Raw genomic sequence first — 22,970 nt, forward strand, 5'->3', positions numbered from 1 at the left:
CGGTCGCATCATCGCCCACAGCAACGCCTGCAGTCCATGCGTCCGCGCCCACCTTCGAGGAAAGCTGCGCGCTGTTCCGGATGGCCTCCCAAGCCCTGCATGAAGCGAGCAGGACCGATGAGCCCCATGGATTCAGCGGCGAATCAGACCGCCTGCTCCGGATTGGATCTGGCATAGCGCTGCAGGCATCGACGGCGAACAAGGAGGAGCACGAGTCTGCAGCCTATGACGTTGCGGCGTGCATCAATGCCGCGCGTCTCGTCCCGGGCGACACGGAATCAGCAGCGCGCACGGCGTTCATAGCGACAGCTGCCGCCGCACTTAGCCAGGTGACGGGGGATGCGCCTGAGCAGATCGTATTCACTGACGTAAAGCGGCCCCAGAAGCGGGGGAGCACCCCGTCGAACCGACAGAAAAGGAAATCGAAGACACGCACTTCGATGCGATGTGCTGGATGGGATGTGCAAAGGCCGTCCTGGAGTTCTATGCCAAGCATTCAGATAGCGACTTGGTGCTCGGCATCAGCGATTTGGTAGCCATGTACTACCAAAAATCCGAAGCGGAAGGCGATGAGATGGGGCCAGGCACAAGAGGCGACCTGATCACTGGTCCACTGCCTGCTATGGGCGTGCGAATTGGCGCCGCACTTGAGGTTGTCTACAAAGTCAATGACGACGACATCATGCTGCATTCCGCCGCCTATCTCCTTGAGCGCGCGATGCACATCGCCGGCGGGGAACTGCTGGAGGCCTCGCGAGATGGTGACGCCTGAGCAAACCGAAGTCTTCCCCGGCGTGCTGCGCCATGTGGAGTACCGCATGGCCGTCTACGTGGGCCAGGCCCAGGCCCTGATTGCGGCTGGCCTGGTCATGCGCCAGCAGCTGCCAGGCCAGGCTGGCAACGGCCGAGGCATGTGCACCTACGACGCCGACGGCAGCAAGGTGCACCGAGGCTGCTCACGCAGCGCCAGCGCTGGCCGCAAGTACATCGTGGCCAAGCGCTGCGCCGAGGGCCTGCTGATCGAGGTCCGACTGGTGCTGAGCCCCGAGCGCCTGGAGGCCATCGATGCCCAGCGCGTGCGCGCCTCAGTCTGCTGGCCCTTCCCTGTTGTCGTCGGCCACATCCCCAACACCCCCACGCGCCCAGCACTGCTGCGCGCCCGATAGGAACACCATGACCAATACCGAGAAACAGACCGAGGCGCTGCGCCTAGCGGACTTGCTGGAGCAGGGGCGATGGCTACCCGCTGGCAACGGGAGCCCGATTGATGAAGCAGCTGCCGAGCTGCGCCGCCTGGACGCAGAGAACAAGGCCTTGATCAAAGCGCTTGAGGCGGTGGAGATGGACGTGGTCGAGATCGGCATGGGCGAGAGCACGATCAGCGATTCGGCCCGCTACAAGGTCGAAGACATCCTGCAGCAGGTTCGCGCAGCCCAGGCAGTAGCCAAGGATGGAGGCGCAGCATGACCAACTCCGTGCGCAAGATGCTCGAATCGAAAGAGGCAAAGCGGGCAGACGCCGTGCATGTGCGGTATGAGAGCCTGCATGTCGAACCCGGCTTCAACCTGCGCCAGCAGGACGACGAGCTCGAAGAGAGCATCGAGGCCCTGGCTCAGCACATCATTGATAGCGGGAAGTATCCGCCTCTCGAAGTCCGGCCCCGTGACGACGGAGGCATGTGGATTGTGGACGGCCATCGCCGGCATGCCGCCATCGGCCGCGCCCTGGACCGAGGCGCCCCGCTGCGCAGCCCCAAGGATGGCGAGGCCTGGATCCATGTCGTGCTCTTCGAGGGCAACGAAGAAGACCGCATCGCGCGCATCATCACCAGCGCCGCCAACAAGCCGCTGACTCCGGCCGAGATCGCCGAGGGGTACAAGCGGCTGAAGGCCTTTGGCTGGACGCCCGCGCAGATCGCCAAAAAGGTCGGCCGCTCCGCGCAGCATGTGCAGGATCTGCTGGCCCTGGGCAACGCGCCGAGCCCAGTGCGCGAGATGGTGAAGGCTGGCCAGGTGTCGGCCACCCGCGCCGCCAAAGCCGCACGCAAGCACGGCGACAAGGCCGCGGCAGTGCTGAGCGAGCAGCTGCAGCAGGCCCAGGCCAAGGGCAAGAAGCGGATCACGGCGGCCACCACGGATAAGTCGAAGGCCAGCGCCAGCGAAGTCGAGCAGCTGCGCGCCAAGGTCGCCGCACTGGAGTGCAAGCTCGAACTGGATCCAGTCAACGGAGAGGACGGAATCAGCCTTCGCGACCAAGCTATATGGGACCAGGGCGAGCAAATAGACCAAATGAGAGCAGAGCTTGAGGCCCTTCGTCAAAGCTCCGCCGTCTCTTCTGGTCGCGCCGTTGTGCCGACTACGCCAGACGAAGCTATGCGCCGCGCCGCGCAACAGGCAGATGGAGATCATGGTCCACACGAAGACTGGCTGCACACAGAGTGGCCCGACTTTTTGCGAGTGTGGAATGCCATGCTGACGGCAGCGCCAGGGGCGATTCCATGTGCTGAGAAAGGCGGTGATCAGCGATGACCTACCGCCCAAACCCCGAGAGTCTGGCCGCGCGCGTGCTGGGCTTCCTCGCGCTGCATCCCGGCGCCAGCCTGACCCTGGCCGACGTGGCCGCCAAGTTCGTGGAGCCCGAGGACGGGCGCAACATCCACACCCAGCTCATGATCGCGTGCGATCACGACATGCTGATCTACGACCCCGAACAGGACAGCTACTGCAAGGGGCCGGTGGACGTGCCATCCGCCTTCGAGAAGACGGCGGACGACGAGCAGGCCTCGCTGCTGGTGAAGGCCCTGGACGAACAAGCCGCACCGGAACCGCCCACGCCGGCGCCGAAGCGCAAGGCAGCCAGCGCCAACGCCAAGCCTCGGCGCCAGGAGACGGGAGAGCCCGGCAGTCTGGAACACATGGCCCGGCAGGCCGGCGTGTGGGTGCCGCCGTCGGGCTTCAAAAAGGAGACCGCCCTGCAGCGCCTGCAGGCCTTTGCGATGCTCATCGAACGCTCAGTGCTGGAGCGCCTGCAGGCTGAGCAACAACCAACAGGAGGGCCAGCAGCATGACCAGGTGGGTCACTTTTGAACGAGCGTCAGATCTCACAGGGCTGCCTGTGACCTATTTCCACGAGCGCACCGGATCCTCTGGCAAATGGCCAGAAGGTCGCCTCTGGAAATGGTTTGAAGGCCGCAAGATGATCGATAGCCAGGCTCTGGATGAATTCATTGATGAGCGGCCCAGCTCACCCAGCCAGCGAGGACGGCGCAAGAGTGCCGAATACACATGCCTGGCGTGATCGTTCGCGACAAGTACCTGCAGATCGACCTCCGTGCCCACGGCTTCGGCCGTGAGCGCCTGGAGCTGCAGCCCACGCCCGCAAACATCCGATACGCCGAGCGCATGCGGGCCGAGATCCTGGGGAAGATCGAGCGCGGCACCTTTGTGCTTGGCGACTACTTCCCAGACAGCCCACGCGCCCGCGCTGATGTGCCGAGCATGACGGTGGGACAGTTGTTCGGGGAATGGCTGGATGTGAAGAAGCCAGAGCTGCAGCACAGCACCATCCACAGCTATCAGCAGACCATTGATAGCTATCACTTCGACGGCGTTCGGCGGGATCTTGTTGGGAATTTCACCTTCCGTTCCCTCAAACGCCTGCTGGCCAGGCTGCCCGCGAACCCGAAAACGTTCAACAACGTGGCCAGCGTGCTGCGCCAGGTGCTGGAGTACGGCTACAAGGCCAAGATTCTGACCGAGCCGCTGCACGAATCCATTGAGATGCGCCGGCGCCAAAAGCCCGAGCCGGACCCATTCACGCTTGATGAGGTGGAGGTGCTGCTGGGCAAGATGAAGGCGGAGGCCGCCAGGAATTACTTCGAGTTCGCGTTCTTCAGCGGCCTGCGCCCGTCCGAACTGATCGCTCTCACCTGGTCAAAGGTGGATTTGCGATCAGGCACTGTGATGGTCGATTCAGCGCTGACACGCGGGCGAGTGAAGGGTACGAAGACGAGCGAGGTCCGCAAGGTAGAGCTGCCTAGCCGCGCCCGCGATGCGCTGGAGCGCCAGCGGAAGGTTTCGCAGCTGGCTGGCGGACGGGTGTTTCTCACCGTGGCAGGCGGAGATCTGGAGAACACCGATATGCCCTTGGATTCATGGTGGAAGCCTGCGATGAAGGTATCCGGAATCCGGCACAGGGACGCTCGCCAGACGCGCCACACCTACGCGACCATGATGCTGATGGCGGGCGTGACGCCGGCCTACGCGGCCCGGCAGATGGGGCACGGCATTGAGATGTTCCTGCGCACCTACTCGAAGTGGATCGACGGTGCGGACAAGGGCGCCGAGCAGCGAAAGCTGGACTCGTTCATCAGCGCCAGCAAGCCCAAAGCTGGGACACAGACTGGGACATGATCTGCGAGTTCGGCAAAGTTCCACTTAATTCCCCAGAGGGAAGGCTGTATGCAAATACAGCCGAATTAAGCGGAACTCTGGCTTTAATGGGTTCGATTCCTGTCGGAGGGACCATTGAATTGCTTCTGTATCAATGGCTTGCGAATTGCACTTGGCCCCCGGGGACATGCCGGGGACACAGGCGGTGTAGAAACAAGAAAAGCCCCTCGGCACCAGAAAGGTGCCGAGGGGCTTTTTGCGTTCGATCCAGGATCAGTGCGAGCCGGCCGGCCAGCATGCATGCAGGCGCTGTCCAGAGGCGCGAACTGGGTAGCCGGGTTTCGATGAAAAGATATCGATTACTTCACATTTGATAGCTGCTTGCGCTCATACAGCAGGCACTAGGATCGGATTTACCCAGGGAATCAGGTAGCGACAGCCCAGTTATCCAACTGCAGGCCGGGCACCTTGGCGAATTCGCGGGTGTTGTTGGTCACCAGCAGCGCCCTCTGGCTCAGGGCGTGGGCGGCGATCATGGTGTCAAGCGCGCCGATGGGACTGCCTCGACGCTCCAGATCGGCCCGCAGGTCGCCATAGGCCCACACGGCCGCCTCGTCAAACGGGAGGATGGTGAGCGGGGCAAGAAACATCTCCAGGGCCAGGCGGTTACGGGCCGAGCCGCTTTTGGCCACGCCAAAGGCCAGTTCGGCAGCCGCCACGCTGCACAGTCCCACCTCTCCCATGCGGTACTGCTGAAAGCGCGCCAGCACTTCCGGGGGCTTGGCATTGATGATGTAGATGCAGATGTTGGTGTCGAGCAGGATCATGGGCTGATCTCGTCCCGCTGCTGGGCATCAGGCTGCTCGCGCTCGAGCACAAAGCCCGGTTCAAACTCAGCCAGCCCGGCTTGCAGTGTTTGCCAAGGGTCGTCTGCGGGCAGCAGCAACACGCCGTTGCCGAAGTGCTTCACCACGACTTCAGTGCCCGTGAAACGGTACTCCTTGGGCAGCCGCACGGCTTGACTGCGGCCGGATTGGAAAAGGCGTGCGGTGTCCATGGCGGGCTCCTTGATTGGTAATCACCAATGGTATCTACCGCTTTTCGCTCTGTCCAGCACGGCTTGTGTGTGCTGCGAGCTGGTGCGCCGTGCCAGCTACGAGGCCCATCAGCTGCCGCAGGCGCAGATGCGGACGGCGGATCGCCAGGACACGGAGGCCCATATCGTGGCGCACGGCATGGCGGCGCGCATTTCGCAGCTGACGCAGATCGTTTTCGTGGCCGCCGCCCTGCATGGCGAGCACCGCGACGGATGGGCTTCGCAGACCTTTCGCGACGTGCGCAATGTCTTTGAAAGAGGCATGGGCCGTATCTGCGGCGATCCCCCCAACGCGTGACGGACGGGCCCGGGCACTCGGCTACCATCAGTGCCCCAATCACTGATGCAGTCTCCCGAAAGGCCCTCATGCTGCTGTACGCCGATTCGCAATTCGCCTCTCCCTATGCCATGTCCGTGTTCGTTGCGCTGAAGGTCAAGGCCATCGACTTCGAGTTGCGCACGCTGGACCTTTCGGCGGGACAGAACACCGGGGCGGACTATGTGGCCGCGTCACTGACGGCACGGGTGCCCACGCTGGTGGATGGCGATTTCAGCCTGTCGGAGTCGTCGGCGATTTCCGAGTATCTGCAGGACCGCTTTGGCGGCGCCCCGCTCTACCCCCAGGATGCGCAGGCGCGCGCCCGTGTGCGCCAGGTCCAGGCCTGGCTGCGCAGCGATCTGATGGCCTTGCGCTCGGAGCGCAGCACCGAAGTGGTGTTCTACCGCCCCACGCCCACGCCGCTGTCGGATGCGGGCCAGGCTGCGGCGCGCAAGCTGTTTTCGGTGGCGGGAGCCTTCATCCGCTCGGAGGATGACCACATTGCCGGCCCGTGGTCGATTGCCGATGTGGATCTGGCGCTGATGCTCAACCGCCTGGTGCTCAACGGCGATGCCGTGCCCGCGCCGCTGGCCGCCTATGCGCGCCGGCAGTGGCAGCACCCCGCCGTCCAGCAGTGGCTGGCCCTGCCCCGCCCGCCCCTGGCAGGCTGATCCGAACGGACCCGGCAGGCCATGGACAGCCTTCTCTACATGGGCGTGCGGATCACGCCCGCATCACTTCCCAGCGAGGCCTGGCCTGGCGCCTGGCTGCCGCACGCCACCCTGCTGGAGGTGGCCAGCGGCAAGTCCCTGGGGGCCGTCACCGATGACCAGCCCTGCGACACGCAGCCAGAGGCCGATGCCCGCGCGTTGCGGCTGGGCAAGCGCCATGTGATGAAGGTGCTGCATCAAGGCTGAGGCTTGCTTTGCCACCGTGCGGCCCGTCATTGGGCCTTGATGCCCTTGTCGTCGATGAGCTTGCGCCAGCGCTGCGTCTCTGCCCCCATGAACCGGCCCAATTCGACGGGCGTGCCGCCTGCCACGTTGGCGCCCATGGCAGAGAGGCGCTCGCGCGTTCTGTCGGCATCCAGCACCTGGTTCACGGCCGCATTGATCTGCTCGATCACGGCCCCAGGCGTGCCGGCTGGGGCCAGCAGCGCAAACCACGAGCTGACGTCGAAGTCCCGGTAGCCCAGTTCCTGCAGCGTGGGGACCTCGGGCAGCACGGGTGAGCGTACGTTGGTGGTGACGGCCAGCGGCCTGAACTTGCCCGCACGGATGTGCGGCAGGGCCGTGGGCACGACGTCGAAGAGAAAGTCCAGTTGGCCACCAAGCAGGTCGGTGATGGCCGGCGCACTGCCCTTGTAGGGCACATGGATAGCCTTGAGGCCGGCGCTGCCCAGAAAATACTCGCTGACCAGATGGGTGATGTTGCCGTTGCCCGCCGAGCCGTAGTTCAGCGGCGCAGGCGCGGACCTGGCCCAATGCACGAACTGCCGCACATCGCCGGCAGGCGACGTGGGACGGGTCACGAGCACGGCCGGGGTCTTGGCCAGTAGCACCACGGGCGCGAGGTCCTTGCCCACGTCGTAGCCCACGGGGCCCAGGCCGGGGTTGATGGTCAGCGGGCCCACGGAGCCCAGCAGCAACACATGGCCATCAGGCACCGCGCGGGCCACGGCCTGTATGCCGATGGCGCCGCCCGCGCCCGGCTTGTTTTCCACCACCACGGGCTGCTGCCAGGCCTCGGACAGGCCCACGGCCACGGTGCGCGCCACGATGTCCACGGCGCCGCCCGGGGTGAAGGGCACGACGATGGTGACGGTCTTGCCGGGAAAGGCCAGCGCCGGCCCGGCCAGGGTCAATGCCAGGGCGGCACATGCGTGCCAGAAGCGGCGCAGCCCTGTCCCGTGTTGCCGGCCGGTGGAATGATCTCGGTCCATGGTGTGTCTCCTTGGGTTCTTGCACAGTTGCGGCCTGCCGCGCTTGCGGCAGCGCCTTGTTCAGATCAGGCCGGCGCTCACCAATGCCTGGCGCACGCGCTGGCGCTCGGCATCGCCCAGGTCCACCCAGGGCAGGCGCACGCGGCTGCTGGGCAGGCGGCCCAGCAGGACCAGGGCTTCCTTCATGCGGGTGTGCATGTCCAGCATGGGGGCACTGTAGAAGCAACTGGACAGGGGATGGATGCTGTCGTTGATGGTGCGCGCCGCGGCCAGGTCGCCGGCCTGCACGGCCTCCCACAGCGCCACATGCAGGTCGGCATGCACGCTGCCCGAGCCGGAAAGAATGCCCTTGCAGCCCAGGGTGAGCGATGGCATGAGCCAGGCGCTGTGGGTGGTGAGCACGTTCACCGGCCGGGGCAGAGACTGCAGCACGCGGATGTTGCGCTCATGCTCCACGGGGTTGTTGCTGCGGTCCTTGATGGCTTTGACCGAGGGCACTTCCTCGGCCAGCCGTACCAGGGTGTCCAGCGGATGAGCCATGCCGGTGGCGGTTTCGTACTGGAAGACGATCAGCGGCAGGTCGGTGGCGTCGGCGATGGCCTTGTAGTGTCCCAGGGTCATCTGCGGCAGCATGGCCGCGCCGCGTGCGAAGACGGCGGGCGGAAAGACCAGAAGGCAGGAGGCGCCGCCGGCCTCGGCCTGGCGGGCGATCTGCGCGGCATCGAGCGGGCCGTGCGCGTAGACGCCATGCATGAGGGGGATGCGGTCGCCGACCTCGTCGGCCATGAGGTCCAGCGCGCGGCGCTGTTCGTCCAGCGTCAGGCCTGGCACCTCCTGGGAGACGCCGTTGACGCACAGGGCCGAGATGCCGCGCACGGCGGCGAGGTCGCGCATGTGCCTGCGCAGCGAGGTCTCATCGATGGACAGGTCTTCATTGAAGGGCATGAGCGCCGCCGGGATGACACCTGCGGGGACGTAGCCGGGGAAACGGGCAGCCATGGGGTTTTCCTTCCAGTCAAAAGCTTGCAAATCGCGTTTGGACTTTATGAAAATCGCCTTCGGTGCTCCATCCAAATGTTCACACAGTAAAAATGACTGCAACACCCCACAGTACCGCCAGAGACACAGCCAAGTCACTGGGCAGATCCATTGCTATCCTGAAGGCGCTTTCTGCACCCAGCCGCCGTGGATTTCCACTGAGTGAACTGTCCAGGATGACCGGGCTGCCGCATCCAACCACACTGCGGCTGCTGCGCCATCTCACCGAGTCGGGCATGGTGGCCTGCAACGTGCAGACCAAGCTCTACCGGCTGGGCCCACTGGCTTTCGAACTGGGGCTGGCGGCAGCCGAGCATTGCGACATCCGGGGACTGTGCGGTGAATCCATGGACAGATTGCAGGCCGAGACGCAGGACACCTGCTATCTGACGCTGCGCAGCGGCTTCGATGCCGTCTGCCTGGACAGGCGCGAGGGCCTGTCGCCCATACGTGTGCTGACACTGGACGTTGGCAGCCGCCGTCCGTTGGGCGTGGGCGCCGCAGGACTGGCGATACTGCTGCGCCTGTCCGATGGGGAGGCCGAGTCGCTCATCCAGGCGGCCGGACCCAGGCTGGCACGCTACAACCGCATGGACATGGACACCATGCGCATGCTTCTGGCCCAAAGCCGCGAGCGTGGCTACGCAGTCTGCGGCAACTGGGTGACTCTGGGCGTGAGCGCAGTGGCCATGCCACTGTGTACCGCTGATGGCCGGCCGCTGGGTTCGCTCAGCATCTCGGCCGTCAACCATCGCATGCCCAAGGAACGCTGGCCGCAGCTGGCGGCCTTGCTGCGGCAGGAGGCGGACCTTATCCAGCGACGCCTCAACAACCCTGCACCCGCGCAGGGTGTCTGGATGCCGTGAAGCCGACCGGCCGGCGCGCCCCTCAATCCATCTTCACGGCCACCAGCTTCCACCCCATCAGGCCTTCGCGCATGAAGATGAAGCCGCCCGGCTCCCCGCGCGGGTGCACGAAGACCTTGGACCAGCCCTGGTACTGCACGGAATAGTCCTTGCGCGGCGGCCCGCCCTGGGTGTCCACGCCCACGCCTGCGGCGGCCACGTCCGTGGGTTTGCCGGGCTTGCCTTTTTCCAGCATGAGCATGACGCCATCGGGCGACACCAGCGCCTCGGTGAACTGGCCGACCAGGCCCTGGGCCAGTTGCTGGCCAAAGCCGGCAAGGGGGTTGGAGGCGCTGTCGCCCGAGCCGCCCATCTGGGACTGCAGCCTGGCCATCATCTGGCCCTTGATGCTTTCGCGCAGCGCGGGGAAGTCCACGTAGCCGGACAGGGCCTGGGCATCGCGGCGCTCCACGGCCTTGCCGATCTGGTGCAGGGCGATGTAGGGCGATGCGTAGAGCAGTCCGGCCGCGGCCACGCAGAGGGCGGCCAGCGCGCCGGCCAGGGTTTTGGGTTTCATGGATCTCTTTCGTGAAGCCGGGCCAGGGGCCATGCGCAAACGCGGATTCTAGGCGGGCCGTTCCGCGCCGCAGCCGTTGCCAGGGCCGTTGCCGCCTGTATTTTTCATGGATTTGCAATCAACAGAGAACCACTATCAGGCCAGGGCCAACGCCTGAAAAACGGGTATTGCCTGGTCCATTCGATTCATACTATAGTTTGTAACAAAAAGTTTGAAAATCAATACAACATGGAGCGCCATTGCCCGCATGGGCCTGCAGGCAAGCCCGCATTGCCGTTTCCGTATATCTGCGCGCCTTTGTGTAGACCGGGCATTCTTGTGTGAATGAAATTTCATTTTCACTAGCAGGCCCTTCGTGAGAAATGTGTGCAATCACGGGGCGGCATGAGAGCGCAAGTACCCACCCACCATCCGCAATGCATGCAAAGGACGCAGTATGAATAATTTCAAGTTATCGACTCGCCTGACCGCCTTGATTGGTTTTCTCTCACTGCTCATGATCGTGATCGGCGCTTTTGGGCTATATGGAATCAGCGAGTCCAACCGCCGATTCAAGGTGGTCTATGAAGAGCGCCTTGTCGCGCTGGGCGATCTGCTGGAAGTGCAGCGCCTGCTGCTGCGCAACCGCCATGCAGTCTCGGGCGCCATTGCCGTGCACCTGCCCGAATACACGCAGCAAAAGCAGCAGGAGATACAGACCAACATCAACGACGTGAACAAGGCCTGGGCCTCGTTCCGCCAGACCCGGCTGACCGAGGAAGAGGCTCAGCTGGCCGACCGCTTCGAGGCCGTGCGCGCGCTGTTCCTGCAGGGCTTTCTGAAGCCGGCCCAGCAGGCGCTGCAGTCCGGTGACCTGGAGCTGGCCCGGCAGCTGCTGATCGACAAGGACGAGGCGCTGTACGCGCCGCTGCGTAATGTGATCGTGCAGCTGACCGCGCTGCAGACCCGCGTCGCCAAGGAGGAGTACGACGCCGCGCAGTCGCTCTACCAGGTGATCTTTGCCGTGGCCGTGGGCTCCATCATCGCGGGCGTGCTGCTGGGGGTGCTGCTGGGCTGGTCCATCATCCGCAACATGGCGCGGTCGCTGCGCCTGGCCATCCATACGGCCGATGCCGTGGCGGCGGGCGATTTGACGCGGCACATCGATGTGCGCGGCAAGGACGAGGTGTCCATGCTGCTGCGCGCGCTGCAGACCATGCAGGAGGGGCTGCGCGGCGTGGTGCGCCAGGTGCACCAGGGATCGGTCAGCGTGGCGGCGGCCAGCGGGCAGATCGCGCAGGCCAACCAGGACCTGTCCTCGCGCACCGAAAGCCAGGCCAGCGCCCTGCAGCAAACCGCCGCCTCCATGGAGCAGCTCAGCTCCACCGTGCGCCAGAACGCCGACAACGCGCAGATGGCCAACCAGCTGGCGCTGGGCGCCTCCACCGTGGCAGCACAGGGCGGCGAGGTCGTGCGGCAGGTGGTCGATACCATGCGCGGCATCAGCGATTCCAGCCGGCAGATCGCCGACATCATCAATGTGATCGACGGCATTGCCTTCCAGACCAACATCCTGGCGCTGAACGCGGCCGTGGAGGCCGCGCGCGCGGGCGAGCAGGGCCGGGGCTTTGCCGTGGTGGCCACCGAGGTGCGCGGCCTGGCCAGCCGCAGCGCCGAGGCCGCCAAGCAGATCAAGCAACTGATCACCGACAGCGCCAGCCGCGTGCACAACGGCAGCGCGCTGGCCGACCAGGCGGGCACGACCATGGCCGAGGTGGTGGAGGCCATCCGCCGCGTGACGGACCTGATGGGCGAGATCAGCGCCGCCAGTTCAGAACAAAGCTCGGGCGTGGCGCAGATCGGCCAGGCGGTCACGCAGATGGACCAGGCGACCCAGCAGAACTCGGCACTGGTGGAGGAGATGGCCGCTGCCGCCTCCAGCCTGCGCGGCCAGGCCGGTGATCTGGTGCGCACGGTGGGCGCCTTCAAGCTGGACGCGGCACCCGGCCATCATCAGCATGCTGCCGTGGAACTGCAGCGCCGCCAGCCCGTGCTGGCGGCGGGCTGAGAGAGAAACAAAAAAGAGCGCGCGAGGAGAAGCGAAGAAAGAAGAGCAAAGCAGCAAGAGTCCTTGGCCGCAGGGCCAGGGCCTCCAGCTCGATCAATGCAGGGTGGAGGCCCTGGCCTTGCGGTTGCGATCCATCTTCACGCGGTACATGGCCGCGTCGGCCTTTTGCAGCGCGTCGTCGGCATCGATGGAGTCAGGACGCAGGCAGACCACGCCCACGCTGGCGCCGCCGTAATCCAGTGTCTTGCCATCGGGCAGCTCGACCTGGAAGGCCGAGGCATCCGACAGGCGCCGCTGCAGGTCATGCGCCACGTCGTCAGCCTCGCTGCCGAACAAAGGCCCCACGCCGATGAAGACGAACTCGTCGCCGCCAAAGCGCGCCAGCATGTCGGCGCTGCGCAGATGGGAGGACAGGCGTTCGCCCATGGCGCGCAGCAGTGCGTCGCCGGCCTCATGGCCATGCTCGTCGTTCACGCTCTTGAAGCGGTCCAGGTCGATGAAGCCGATCACCACGCATTCCTGGCTGCGCGCGCACCGTGCGATGAGCCGGCCCAGCTCATCGGTCAGGCAGCGCCGGTTGGGCAGGCCGGTCAGCGGGTCCAGCAAGGCCAGCGCGGCCAGCTCCCGGTTGGTCCGGCTCAGGCTGGCGATGAGTTGCTCGCGCTCCACGCGCTCGGCTATGAGGTTGGCGAACAGGCGCAGCAGGCCTTCGGCCTCGGTGCTCAACGCCTGGGAGGACTTGCTGGCCGCGCACAGAGTGCCGTAGAGCTGGCCGTCGGAAAAGCGCACCGGCGCGCTGGCGTAGGTGCGGATGCCCAGCTCACGCGCGGCCTCGGAGTCGCCCCAGCAGGCACCGACATCGGGTGTGTACATGCGGCCCTCGTCCAGGGCGCGCTTGCACAGCGTGTCGCCCCAGGGAACGACCAGGCCCTCCGGAATCTGCATCTCGCTCGCGTTGCGGGCATAGAGCACGCGCTGCTGGCCCTGTTCTTCGTTGATGGTGGTGAGATAGGTGGACTCCAGATGCGTGCTCTCTTCGAGCATTTGCAGCAAAGGCCGCGTCAACTCTTCCAACGAATGCGCCTGGGTCACGGACTGGGACAGGCGCTGGACAAGGGACTCCATGAAATACCTCTCGAAATGACTACGGAAGCAGACTGCCCGCGCGCCTGAGGAGGCAATGGCAAGGCAGGCAGGCTGGCACCAATTTGGGGATTGTGACCCGGCCGGACGCAAGCGGGAAGCATTCCTGCCGCGCTACACGTCGATACGTCTGCGCGCCACGGCCGATGTCAGCGGCCCGACACAGGCGGCCATATCACCTGCACGCGCAGGCCGCCCAGCGTGGGCGAACGGTCGAGCAGCAGGCGTGCACCATGCCGCTGGGCAATGGTCTGCACGATGGCCAGGCCCAGTCCGCTGCCCTGCGATTGCGGGCCTGCGGAACCCGCGGCACCCGCGAAACCCGCAGAAGGCCCGCGCACAAAGCGCCGCAGCACCTGCTCACGCTCGCCTTCGGCAATACCGGGGCCGGAGTCCTCGACCACGAGCGCGCGCCCCTGGGCATCGCTGCGCCAGCCCACATCGACGCGGCCACCTTTCGGCACGTACTTGATGGCGTTGTCCAGCAGGTTGCGCACCAGCATCTGCAAGGCCTGTGCATCGCCCGCCACGGCAAAGGACTGCCGCAGCTGCGGGGACTCGCTCAGGCCCATGTCCAGGCCGTGCTGCTGGGCGGCCACGGCCTGGTCTGCCAGGGCCTGCTCCACCACCTCGCGCAGGTCCACGTCCGCAGGTGCGGCCGTGGCAGCGTCGTGCTGCCCCTGCATGCCTTGTGCCGTGCCTTGGGCTTCCTGCCGCGCCAATGTCAACAATTGTTCGACGAGCCGCGTGGCCCGGTCTATGCCGGCCGACAGGCGCTGCACGGCCTCGTCATGCGCTGCAGCATCGGGCGCGCGCTGCAAGGCCACCAGTTGCAGCTTGAGCGCGGCCAGCGGCGAGCGCAGCTCGTGCGCGGCATCGGCCACGAAGTGCTGCTGCGCCTCGAAGGCCCGGCCCACGCGCTGCAGCAGCGCATTGAGCTCGGCCACCAGGGGCCGCACCTCGTCGGGCAGGCCCTCGGCAGGCACGGGGGCCAGGTCCTGCGGGCGGCGCGTGGCCAGTTCGCGGCGCACGCGCTGCACGGGCGCCAGCGAGCTGCGCACCACCCACCATACGGCCAGCGCCAGCACGGGCGCCAGCATGGCGATGGGCAGCAGGCTCTGCCATGCGGCATCGCGCGCCAGCGTGCGGCGCACGCGCATGTCCTGCGCCACCTGGATCACCTGCGAGCGCGTCTGCAGCGAGAACACGCGGTACACCGTGCCGCGCGCGGGCACGTCGGCAAAGCCCAGCACGGCCATCTGCGGCAGGGCCGCACCCAGTGCGGATTCGAAAATGCGCAGGCCCTCGTTGGTCCAGACCTGGACGATGAATTCGTGGTTCTCATCCTCTGGCGGCGTGCCCTGGGGCCTGCCGCGCGCATCCACCGGCAGGCCGGCGCGCAGCGCAAAGGCGGTCTGCTGCATCTGGTAGTCGAACAGGGTGTCGGTCTGCAGCAGCGCATTGCGGTAGGCCAGCAGGCCCTGCAGCAGCGCGGTGAGCACGATGGCCGCCCCCAGGAACAGGAGCAGCCGCGTTCCCAGTGCGCCGGGCAGGCGTCCGCGCGCCCTGGCGATGAGAGAGGAAGCCGGCTCCTTCATGGCTTGGGCACCATGTAGCCCACGCCGCGCACATTGAGGATCAGCCCCGCGCCCAGCTTCTTGCGCAGGCCGTGGATGTAGACCTCGATGGCATTGCTGCTGACCTCGTCGCCCCAGCCGTAGAGCTTGTCCTCGATCTGCTGGCGCGACAGCGTGCTGCCCGGGCGCGCCAGCAGCGTCTCCAGCACCGCCCATTCGCGGCCGGAGAGCACCACGTCGCGGCCTTCGACGCTGGCCTCGCGCGTGGCGGGGTTCAGCCGCACGCCCTCGCGCTCGTACAGCGGGTCGGACCCGCCCGAGGCACGGCGCGCCAGCGCGCGCAGGCGCGCGAGCAGCTCGTCCAGGTCGTAGGGTTTGACCACGTAGTCATCGGCCCCCGCATCCAGCCCCGCAATGCGGTCGCGCACGGCATCGCGCGCCGTGGCCACCAGCACCGGCGTGCGGTCGCGGCGCCCGCGCAGGCGGCGCAGCACCTGCAGGCCATCCTGCCCCGGCAGGCCCAGGTCCAGCAGCACCATGTCATAGCCATGGCCGCCACCCGGTCCCGGGCACAGGGCCGCATCGGCCTGCAGGCCGTCATGGGCCCAGTCCACTGCATGGCCCTCGCCGCGCAGCAGGGTCTGCACGGCCTCGCCGATCATGGCGTCATCTTCGACAAGCAGTAAGCGCATGGTTGAAGAATAGCTCCCTGGAAGGCTGGCTCAGTTGGCGACTCAGGGGGTGAGCGGCGGCTACACCGCCGCTTCAATCTTAGGCATGGCCATGCGGGCCTTGGTCAGCGCCATGCCCAGGTTGGCCGTGCGGCGGCAGACGAAGACGGCCACGTAGTCGGGCATGAGTTTGCCGCGCAGGAAGACGTGGATGAGATTGTCGCTGTTGACGATGAGTTCCTGGAAGTAGTGGTGGCCGTCGTCCTTGAGGCCGCGCGACTTCTTGAACAGGCTCTCGATCATCGAGACATTGGGGCCGTTGAACAGGTCGGCCGTGGCGGCGGCCACCAGGTCGATGACTTCGCGCGGATGCGAGTCCACCGTGCGGATGGCCAGCAGCATGCCGGAGGCGGCATCCACGTAGCCGATGGCTAGGCACTCGGGCACGGACCCGGCCACCTCGCTCAAAACGTTATCCAGGCTCATTGCAGCTTTCCTTTTTTGTGAATGGATGTGATCGGTCAGCCCATCTTCAGCAGCAGTGCCACTTCGTACGCATACAGCAGGTCCTCCTGGGCCTGGGACTGCACGTACTGGGCATCGATGAGGCGCACGCGGCGCAGCGCCTCGTCGGCAGTCAGTCCCTCGCGCACCAGCCATGCGGCCAGCACCGTGCCCGTGCGGCCCAGGCCGGCCAGGCAGTGCACGGCCAGCACCTCGCCCGCGCGCAGCATGGCCGACATGCGCGCCAGCAGCATCTGGATCTGGGCCACCGAAGGTGATTCGTGGTCGCGCACCGGCAGGTGCAGGTTGCGCAGGCCATGGCGCTGCAGCGGCTCCTGCGGCAGGTCGTTTTCGGTCAGCGTGATCAGCACGGTGACGCCGCAGCCGCGCAGGGCCTTCAGGTCAAAGTCCATGGACTGCACCACGCCGGGCTGCGGCGCACCGGCCAGCCGGCCCGGCACCAGCCAGGCAAAGCCGCTGGGTCCACGGCTGGCAGGCACGGCCTGCGGGTCGGCCACCAGCGGCTGCCAGTCCACCAGCACGGCAGGATTGACGGCGCGTGGGCGGGCCGCGGCAGCGGGTGTCGGTGCGGGTGCGGGTACCGGCGCAGGCATGGACGCAGGCATGGACGCAGGCACAGGCGCAGGCTCAGGTGCAGGCGCAGGCTCAGGTGCAGGCATGGGCTCGGACGCAGGCTCGGTGGCCACTGCATCCGACAGAAACTCGGAGATCGCGGCCAAGGCCGCTGCAGGCAGCGGCGGGGGCAGGGACACGCCCTCTTCCAGGTCTTCGGCCCGCGCATCGGGAGAGGCCACGGCGCAGCTGCCGGTGCGCACGAACTGCTGGCCCGCCAGCGACAGCGGCGCACGCTGAAAGGCTTCCATGGATTGCGCCTCGGCGATGCGGCCGCCGGCCAGCAACAGCATGTCCTGCGCCACGGCCTGTGCGTGCTGCTGGTGGTGCGTGCTCATCAGCACGGCCGTGCGCCGAGCCACCTGGCGCAGCAGTTCCAGCAGCACAAAGGCCTCGTAGCCCTCCAGCTCTGCCGTGGGCTCGTCCACCATCAGCAGGGCCGGCTCGGCCAGCGCCTCGCGCAGTATGGCCACGGCACGCTGCTGCACGGGGGACAGCTGCAGCGCCGGCTGGTCGAACATCAGCGCAAGCTCGGGAAAGCCGAAGGCCTGCACCTGCGCGCGGCACCAGTCGCGCAGTGCATGCGGCACGAGCTTGAGGCGGGGCCGGGCCAGCTCGACGATGGCGTCGAAGGTGCTGGCTATCATCAGCCGGGCCTGCTGCTGCACCAGGCGCGGCGCCTGCATGGCGCTGGTCCATTCCTGGCCCGCGTAGCGCACGCTGCCCCAGCGGCGAAAGCGCGGATTGGCGGCATTGAGATCGGCCAGCGTGCGCAGCAGCGTGGACTTGCCCGAGCCGCTGGGGCCCAGCAGGGCCGTGATGCCGTGGGTGGGCAGCGTGAAGTCCACCTCAGCCAGGATGACGCGCGCGCCGAACGACGCGCCCAAACCCGCCACCTGCAAGCTGTAGTCCTGCTTCAAAGCATGCCCTTCCTGTTTTCCATGGGCCCTTGCGGGCGCTACTTCCTGAAACCAGAACGGTGCACGCCCGCCTGGATGGGCCGGCAGTCTAAGCGTATTCGCTCTATCTCAAATCGTCACAATTTGAAACACCGCTAACGCAAAAGGACGCAAATTCACAGAATACAACCATCAAATTGCCGCATGAATGCGGGAATCGCCGGCCACTGGCCGGTTGATTTCCCCATGCAATAAGCCCCGGCGCATTCGCGCCGGGGCTGTGCGATCAATCCAGTGTGCAGGTGCTTTCAGTCCCTTACCTCCTTTCGCTTACCCGAGACGTACGGGAACAAAGATCCTGTTGCCATCGCGCCAAATCAGCACGGCCACGGTCTTGCCGGCCTTGGCCATGGCGGCACGCACGGCCTCGATATCACCGGCCGGCGAGCCGTTGATGGACAGCAGCACATCGCCCTGCGTGATGCCGGCCTCGGCCGCCGGGCCTGCAGCATCGGCAACGACCAGGCCGTCCTTCACGCCGATCTGCTGCTTTTCCTCGGGTTGCAGCGGGCGCAGGGCCAGGCCCAGCTTGCCCTTGCCGGCGTCGGGCTTGTCCTTGGCCACCTTGGCGGCCTTGTCGCCGGCATCGCCCAGCACGGCGCTGAGCGTGCGGGCCTCGCCGTTGCGCCAGATCTCCAGCGCCACCTTCTGGCCCGGCAGCGCCTGGCCCACATAGGCCGGCAGATCGCCAGAGCCCACGATGGGCTGGCCATCGATCTTGCGTACCACGTCGCCGGGCTCCAGGCCCGCCTTGGCCGCGGGGCCGCTCTTGTCCACGCTGGACACCAGGGCGCCTTCGGGACGGTCGAGCTTGAAGGAATCGGCAAAGGCCTGGTTCACCTCCTGCACGGCCACGCCCAGCCGCGCATGCTGCACCTTGCCCGTGGCCACGATCTGCTGCTGCACGCGCGTGGCCACCTCGATGGGAATGGCAAAGGACACGCCCTGGTAGCCGCCAGAACGCGAATAGATCTGGCTGTTGATGCCCACCACCTCGCCGCGCGCATTGAACAGCGGGCCGCCCGAGTTGCCGGGGTTGATGGCCACATCGGTCTGCAGGAAGGGCACGAAGGAATCGTCAGGCAGGGTCCGGCCCTTGGCGCTGACCACACCCGCCGTCACGCTGCTCTCGAAGCCGAAGGGCGAGCCAATGGCCAGCACCCAGTCGCCCACGCGCAGATCGGCCGTCTTGCCCAGCGATACGGTGGGCAGGCCCTTGGCCTCGATGCGCAGCACGGCCACGTCGGTCTTGGGATCGGCGCCCAGCACCTTGGCGCTGAACTCGCGCCGGTCGGTCAGCTTGACGGTCACTTCCTTGGCGCCGCGCACCACGTGGGCATTGGTCAGGATCAGGCCGTCGCTGGAGACGATGAAGCCCGAGCCTTCGCCGCGCGTGGGCACATCGCGCTGGGGCTGGCCCATGCCCGGCATGCCGGGCACGCCGAAGCGGCGGAAGAATTCAAAGAACGGATCGTTGGGGTCCATGCCCGGCACGCCCTGCTGGCCCTGGCCCTGGCGCGCTGCTGCTTCGTCGCCGTCCTCGCCCATGGCGCGCGAGCTGCCGACCACGCTGATGTTGACCACGGCCGCGCCATTGCGCGCCGTGATGTCGGCAAAGTTGGGAGCCACCACGGCGCCGGCGGGAGAAGCTGGAGAAGAGGGAGAAGCGGGCTGTGCTGCAGGCGCAAACAGCGACGTGGCGGCACGCGCATCGCCATGCACCACACCAACCAGACCGGCGCCCGTGGCGCCCAGGGCGCCGATGGCACCTGCGGCCACCAGGGCCAGCACCAGACGGCGGGGAGTGGACAGAATCTTGTTCATCGCAGACCTTTCCTCAAAAGCAGCGTTCCTTGCTGCGTTGGGGAGAAGTCTGAAGGGGAAGACTTAGGCGAGGCTTAGAACGCTCGCCGTGCATCTCAGATCAGCGCCAGCACCTTCTCCGGCGGGCGGCACAGCGCCGCGCCCTTGGGCGTGACGACGATGGGGCGGTTGAGCAGCACGGGGTGCTCGGCCACGGCGGCGATGAGCTGCTCATCGCTGACGGATGCATCGCCCAGGCCCAGCTCGGTGTAGACGGCTTCCTTGCTGCGCAGCAGCTCGCGCATGGGCACGCCCAGCCGCCGGACCAGGGCCTGCAGTTGTGCAGCGTCCAGGGGTTGGGCGATGTAGTCGACGATGGTCGGCTCTATGCCGTTGTCGCGCAGCAGGGCCAGCGCGCCGCGCGAGTTGCTGCAGCGGTTGTTGTGGTAGATGGTGATGTCGGTGCGGGGTACGGTGGTGTTCATGGGCCGCAGTGTAGGCCCATGAAAATGCGCATCAGGCCACGGCTTCCTCGGGATGGGCATCGACCTCGCGGCCGGGCAGCAGCAGGTTCAGCCCCACCGCGACCAGGGCGCCGACGGTTATGCCCGAGCCGAAGACTTCGCGCACGAAGGCAGGCATGCGGGCCAGCAGGTCCGGGCGCACCGTGACCGCCAGGCCGCAGCCCAGCGAGACCGCGATGATCAGGCTGGCGCGCCGCGAGTGCTCGGCGCCGCTGAGCATGCGGATGCCGGCCGAAATGATCATGGCAAACATCATCAGCCCCGCGCCGCCGAGCACGGGCTGCGGAATCGTCACCACCAGTGCACCCAGCACAGGGAAGAGACCGGCCAGCAGCAGCATGACGCCCGTCAGCATGACCACATGGCGGCTGGCCACGCCGGTCAGCGAGACCACGCCCACGTTCTGGGCGAAGGTGGACAGCGGAGGGCTGGACATCACGGCGGCGAAGGCCGAGCCCACGCCGTCGCACAGCATTCCGCTGGACAGGCGCTTGCCGTCGATGCGCGTCTGCGTGGCCGCACCCAGGGCCATGAAGGTGCCCGTGGTCTCGACGATGGTCACCAGAAAGGCGATGGACATGGCGACGATGCCGGCCACCGGGAACGTCATGCCGAAGGTCAGCGGCTGCGGGATGGCGAAGACCGCGGCCTCGCTCACCTGGGTGAAGTCGATCAGGCCCAGCGCCAGGCACAGCACATAGCCGCAGGCGATGCCCAGCACCACGGCCGAGGCAGAGACGATGCCCCTGCCCCACTGCACGAAGCCGATCACCAGCACCAGCACGAAGCCGGCGATGGCCAGGTGGCCGATCGCGCCGTAGTCGCTGCGGCCCACGCCGCCCGCAGCCCAGTCCACGGCGACGGGGGTCAGCGACAGTCCGATCATGGTCACGACCACGCTGGTCACGGTGTGCGGAAAGAAGCGGCGGATCACGGGCATGAAATAGCTGCCCACGATCATCACCAGCGACCCTACCAGCGAGGAGCCCAGGATGCCGGCCACGCCATGCTCCAGCCCCACGCTGATGCCCGCGCCCACGAAGGCGAAGCTTGTGCCCATGACGCAGGGCAGCCGTATGCCCACGGGCCCCACCCCCCTGCACTGGACGATGGTGACCACGCCCGAGCCCAGCAGCGCTGCATTCACCAGGGCCACGATCTGGTCGGCCGGCAGCTTGAGCGCCCCGCCGAAGACCAGGGGCACGGCGATGATGCCGCCCAGCGCCGCCAGCAGGTGCTGCAGCGACAGAAGGACCGTGGTGATGAGCATTGGCGGTCGGTCTTCCACCTTGTAAAGCAGTTGTTCCATTGTCTTGTCTCCTTGTGTCCTGGCCGTCGGCCTCTTCAGAGGCGCTTGTATGTATGTCGGGGCAGTGGTGCCGGAAAAGGGTGGGGGTCCTGAAAGTGCTGCCTGGGTCTTCGAGCCTCCTGGAGGTGCTTCGGGGGAATGGCGCAGGACGGCAGGCCAGCACCCGCGATGGCCTGGGTGCCGGCCTGCCGCGCTGCAGGGTTATGTCAGTGGCCCGCTGCGCGCTCGAACAGCGTGCGGGCCAGCTCGCGGTGGCGGGTCAGCACGCGCGGCAGGTCGGCCGTGAGCAGGTGGCCGTCGCGGACCACGACACGGCCGTTGATGACGCTGGTGGACACGTCGGTGGGCGTGCAGAACACCAGCGCGGCCACGGGGTCATGGCCTGCGCCCGCGTAACCCACGCCCGACATGTCGAAGGCCACGAAGTCTGCCGACATGCCCGGCGCCAGCGCGCCGATGTCGTCGCGCCCCAGCACGCGCGCGCCGCCCAGCGTGGCGATCTCCAGCGCCTCGCGCGCACCCATGGCGGCCGGGCCGTGGCCCACGCGCTGCAGCAGCAGGGCCTGGCGTGCCTCGCCCAGCATGTGGGCGCCGTCGTTGGAGGCGCTGCCGTCCACGCCCAGGCCCACCGGCACGCCCGCATCGCGCATGGTGCGCACGGGCGCAATGCCCGAGGCCAGGCGCATGTTGGAGCACGGGCAATGCGCCACGCCCGTACCGGTGCGCGCGAACAGCGCGATGCCCTCGGCATCGAGCTTGACGCAGTGGGCATGCCAGACATCGGGGCCGACCCAGCCCAGGCTTTCGGCGTACTGCGCGGGAGTGAGGCCGAATTTCTCGCGCGAGAAGGCGACGTCGTTGTCGTTCTCGGCCAGGTGGGTGTGCAGCGACACGCCGTGCGCACGCGCCAGCACGGCGGACTCGCGCATCAGCTCGCGCGTCACCGAGAACGGCGAGCATGGCGCCAGCACCACGCGCAGCATGGAGTGGCGTGCGCTGTCGTGGTACTGCTGGATCAGGCGCAGGCTGTCGCGCAGGATGGCCTCCTCTTCCTCCACCACCGCGTCGGGCGGCAGGCCGCCCTTGCTGCGGCCCAGGCTCATGGAGCCGCGCGCCGCATGAAAGCGCATGCCCATCTGCTGCGCCGCGGCAATGGAGTCATCCAGCCGAGCGCCATTCGGATACAGGTACAGGTGATCGCTGGTGGTGGTGCAGCCGGACAGCATCAGCTCGGCCATGGCGGTCTGGGTGGAGACGTGGATCATCTCCGGCGTGAGGTGCGACCACAGCATGTAGAGGTTGGTGAGCCACGAGAACAGCTCCGCATCCTGCGCGGCCGGCACGGCGCGCGTGAGGCTCTGGTACATGTGGTGGTGGGTGTTGACCAGGCCCGGCATGACCACGCGGCCGTGCATGTCCAGCACCTGGGCCGTGCCGTCGTCCACCATGCGCCGGTACTGCGGCGGCAGCTCGGCCGTGGCGCCCACCCATTGCACGGCCGGGCCGTCGGCCACCAGGGCGCCATCGCGGATCTCGCGGCGCTGCGCATCCATGGTGACGAGTACATCGGCGTTCAGGGCGATCAAGGTCAT

Annotated in this window: 26 protein-coding genes; 12 read left to right on the plus strand and 14 right to left on the minus strand. The window is 66.7% G+C overall.

Features of this window, described 5'->3' with window-relative positions; genetic code table 11:
• The first annotated feature begins 454 nt into the window (after positions 1-454).
• Genes ACFPFG_RS12880 through ACFPFG_RS12910 form a run of 7 tightly spaced genes read left to right on the plus strand, consistent with a single transcriptional unit; the run spans position 455 to position 4,412 of the window.
• The gene (locus tag ACFPFG_RS12880) at positions 455-772 is read left to right on the plus strand and encodes a hypothetical protein (RefSeq protein ID WP_380106894.1); all 318 of its coding nucleotides are present in this window, start codon (positions 455-457) and stop codon (positions 770-772) included.
• Entirely contained in the window at positions 759-1,166 is a 408-nt protein-coding gene (locus tag ACFPFG_RS12885) for a hypothetical protein (RefSeq protein ID WP_198129287.1), read from the plus strand. Before ACFPFG_RS12880 ends, ACFPFG_RS12885 begins: the two co-directional genes overlap by 14 nt.
• A 7-nt stretch (positions 1,167-1,173) precedes the next feature.
• Positions 1,174-1,467 carry a hypothetical protein gene (locus ACFPFG_RS12890; protein WP_380106896.1) on the plus strand — a complete coding sequence of 98 codons (294 nt, stop codon included), beginning with the start codon at positions 1,174-1,176 and terminating at the stop codon, positions 1,465-1,467.
• Positions 1,464-2,528, plus strand: coding sequence for a ParB/RepB/Spo0J family partition protein (locus ACFPFG_RS12895; protein WP_380106898.1), 1,065 nt, complete (start codon positions 1,464-1,466; stop codon positions 2,526-2,528). Before ACFPFG_RS12890 ends, ACFPFG_RS12895 begins: the two co-directional genes overlap by 4 nt.
• Positions 2,525-3,067, plus strand: coding sequence for a hypothetical protein (locus tag ACFPFG_RS12900; protein WP_380106900.1), 543 nt, complete (start codon positions 2,525-2,527; stop codon positions 3,065-3,067). Before ACFPFG_RS12895 ends, ACFPFG_RS12900 begins: the two co-directional genes overlap by 4 nt.
• Positions 3,064-3,297, plus strand: a complete 234-nt coding sequence (locus ACFPFG_RS12905) for a hypothetical protein (RefSeq protein ID WP_380106902.1) — start codon at positions 3,064-3,066, stop codon at positions 3,295-3,297. The genes ACFPFG_RS12900 and ACFPFG_RS12905 overlap by 4 nt, the downstream gene beginning before the upstream one ends.
• Positions 3,285-4,412, plus strand: coding sequence for an Arm DNA-binding domain-containing protein (locus tag ACFPFG_RS12910; protein ID WP_380106904.1), 1,128 nt, complete (start codon positions 3,285-3,287; stop codon positions 4,410-4,412). The genes ACFPFG_RS12905 and ACFPFG_RS12910 overlap by 13 nt, the downstream gene beginning before the upstream one ends.
• 404 nt (positions 4,413-4,816) lie before the next feature.
• Here the strand turns inward: ACFPFG_RS12910 and vapC are convergent, their stop codons facing one another.
• Together vapC and ACFPFG_RS12920 are read right to left on the minus strand one after the other, a co-directional pair.
• On the minus strand, positions 4,817-5,218 hold the full coding sequence (gene vapC / locus ACFPFG_RS12915; RefSeq protein WP_183020395.1) for a type II toxin-antitoxin system tRNA(fMet)-specific endonuclease VapC: 402 nt from the start codon (positions 5,216-5,218) through the stop codon (positions 4,817-4,819).
• Entirely contained in the window at positions 5,215-5,448 is a 234-nt protein-coding gene (locus ACFPFG_RS12920; RefSeq protein WP_043824440.1) for an antitoxin, read from the minus strand. Before ACFPFG_RS12920 ends, vapC begins: the two co-directional genes overlap by 4 nt.
• On the opposite strand from ACFPFG_RS12920, the gene ACFPFG_RS12925 reads away from it, so the two are divergent.
• The 3 genes from ACFPFG_RS12925 (at position 5,447) to ACFPFG_RS12935 (ending at position 6,723) form a co-directional block, all read left to right on the plus strand.
• On the plus strand, positions 5,447-5,785 hold the full coding sequence (locus ACFPFG_RS12925) for a hypothetical protein (RefSeq protein WP_259649253.1): 339 nt from the start codon (positions 5,447-5,449) through the stop codon (positions 5,783-5,785). The genes ACFPFG_RS12920 and ACFPFG_RS12925 overlap by 2 nt on opposite strands.
• A 68-nt stretch (positions 5,786-5,853) precedes the next feature.
• A complete protein-coding gene (gene yfcF / locus ACFPFG_RS12930) occupies positions 5,854-6,477 on the plus strand; it encodes a glutathione transferase (RefSeq protein WP_197957301.1) in 624 nt (207 codons plus the stop codon).
• 21 nt (positions 6,478-6,498) lie between these two features.
• A complete protein-coding gene (locus ACFPFG_RS12935) occupies positions 6,499-6,723 on the plus strand; it encodes a hypothetical protein (RefSeq protein ID WP_183020393.1) in 225 nt (74 codons plus the stop codon).
• 26 nt (positions 6,724-6,749) lie between these two features.
• On the opposite strand, the gene ACFPFG_RS12940 is transcribed toward ACFPFG_RS12935, so the two are convergent.
• A complete protein-coding gene (locus tag ACFPFG_RS12940) occupies positions 6,750-7,748 on the minus strand; it encodes a Bug family tripartite tricarboxylate transporter substrate binding protein (protein ID WP_380106907.1) in 999 nt (332 codons plus the stop codon).
• A 60-nt stretch (positions 7,749-7,808) separates the two neighbouring features.
• The gene (locus ACFPFG_RS12945) at positions 7,809-8,747 is read right to left on the minus strand and encodes a dihydrodipicolinate synthase family protein (protein ID WP_183020392.1); all 939 of its coding nucleotides are present in this window, start codon (positions 8,745-8,747) and stop codon (positions 7,809-7,811) included.
• Between the two features lie 92 nt (positions 8,748-8,839).
• Here ACFPFG_RS12945 and ACFPFG_RS12950 point away from each other — a divergent pair, with 92 nt between their 5' ends.
• Positions 8,840-9,652, plus strand: coding sequence for an IclR family transcriptional regulator (locus tag ACFPFG_RS12950; protein ID WP_312377852.1), 813 nt, complete (start codon positions 8,840-8,842; stop codon positions 9,650-9,652).
• Positions 9,653-9,674: 22 nt separating this feature from the next.
• Here ACFPFG_RS12950 and ACFPFG_RS12955 read toward each other — a convergent pair whose 3' ends face one another.
• Positions 9,675-10,208 carry a DUF2939 domain-containing protein gene (locus tag ACFPFG_RS12955; RefSeq protein WP_183020390.1) on the minus strand — a complete coding sequence of 178 codons (534 nt, stop codon included), beginning with the start codon at positions 10,206-10,208 and terminating at the stop codon, positions 9,675-9,677.
• 436 nt (positions 10,209-10,644) lie between these two features.
• Between ACFPFG_RS12955 and ACFPFG_RS12960 the strand changes: the two genes are divergently transcribed.
• The gene (locus ACFPFG_RS12960; protein ID WP_183020389.1) at positions 10,645-12,255 is read left to right on the plus strand and encodes a methyl-accepting chemotaxis protein; all 1,611 of its coding nucleotides are present in this window, start codon (positions 10,645-10,647) and stop codon (positions 12,253-12,255) included.
• A gap of 93 nt (positions 12,256-12,348) precedes the next feature.
• On the opposite strand, the gene ACFPFG_RS12965 is transcribed toward ACFPFG_RS12960, so the two are convergent.
• The 9 genes from ACFPFG_RS12965 to ACFPFG_RS13005 all read right to left on the minus strand — a co-directional run bounded on the left by ACFPFG_RS12965 (position 12,349) and on the right by ACFPFG_RS13005 (position 22,970).
• On the minus strand, positions 12,349-13,380 hold the full coding sequence (locus tag ACFPFG_RS12965) for a GGDEF domain-containing protein (RefSeq protein ID WP_183020388.1): 1,032 nt from the start codon (positions 13,378-13,380) through the stop codon (positions 12,349-12,351).
• Positions 13,381-13,547: 167 nt separating this feature from the next.
• On the minus strand, positions 13,548-14,996 hold the full coding sequence (locus tag ACFPFG_RS12970) for an ATP-binding protein (RefSeq protein ID WP_380106911.1): 1,449 nt from the start codon (positions 14,994-14,996) through the stop codon (positions 13,548-13,550).
• The gene (locus ACFPFG_RS12975) at positions 14,993-15,667 is read right to left on the minus strand and encodes a response regulator (RefSeq protein ID WP_183020386.1); all 675 of its coding nucleotides are present in this window, start codon (positions 15,665-15,667) and stop codon (positions 14,993-14,995) included. Before ACFPFG_RS12975 ends, ACFPFG_RS12970 begins: the two co-directional genes overlap by 4 nt.
• Positions 15,668-15,727: 60 nt before the next feature.
• Positions 15,728-16,132 carry a hypothetical protein gene (locus tag ACFPFG_RS12980; protein ID WP_012203525.1) on the minus strand — a complete coding sequence of 135 codons (405 nt, stop codon included), beginning with the start codon at positions 16,130-16,132 and terminating at the stop codon, positions 15,728-15,730.
• 35 nt (positions 16,133-16,167) lie between these two features.
• Positions 16,168-17,703, minus strand: a complete 1,536-nt coding sequence (locus ACFPFG_RS12985) for a phosphatase domain-containing putative toxin (protein ID WP_380106914.1) — start codon at positions 17,701-17,703, stop codon at positions 16,168-16,170.
• Positions 17,704-18,012: 309 nt separating this feature from the next.
• On the minus strand, positions 18,013-19,566 hold the full coding sequence (locus ACFPFG_RS12990; RefSeq protein WP_380106916.1) for a Do family serine endopeptidase: 1,554 nt from the start codon (positions 19,564-19,566) through the stop codon (positions 18,013-18,015).
• A gap of 95 nt (positions 19,567-19,661) precedes the next feature.
• The gene (gene arsC, locus ACFPFG_RS12995) at positions 19,662-20,030 is read right to left on the minus strand and encodes an arsenate reductase (glutaredoxin) (protein WP_183020383.1); all 369 of its coding nucleotides are present in this window, start codon (positions 20,028-20,030) and stop codon (positions 19,662-19,664) included.
• 31 nt (positions 20,031-20,061) lie between these two features.
• Positions 20,062-21,378 carry a nucleobase:cation symporter-2 family protein gene (locus ACFPFG_RS13000; protein ID WP_013804016.1) on the minus strand — a complete coding sequence of 439 codons (1,317 nt, stop codon included), beginning with the start codon at positions 21,376-21,378 and terminating at the stop codon, positions 20,062-20,064.
• A gap of 206 nt (positions 21,379-21,584) precedes the next feature.
• On the minus strand, positions 21,585-22,970 hold the full coding sequence (locus ACFPFG_RS13005; RefSeq protein ID WP_197957305.1) for an 8-oxoguanine deaminase: 1,386 nt from the start codon (positions 22,968-22,970) through the stop codon (positions 21,585-21,587).

Source organism: Delftia deserti (assembly GCF_042653485.1).
Classification (GTDB): domain Bacteria; phylum Pseudomonadota; class Gammaproteobacteria; order Burkholderiales; family Burkholderiaceae_C; genus Comamonas; species Comamonas acidovorans.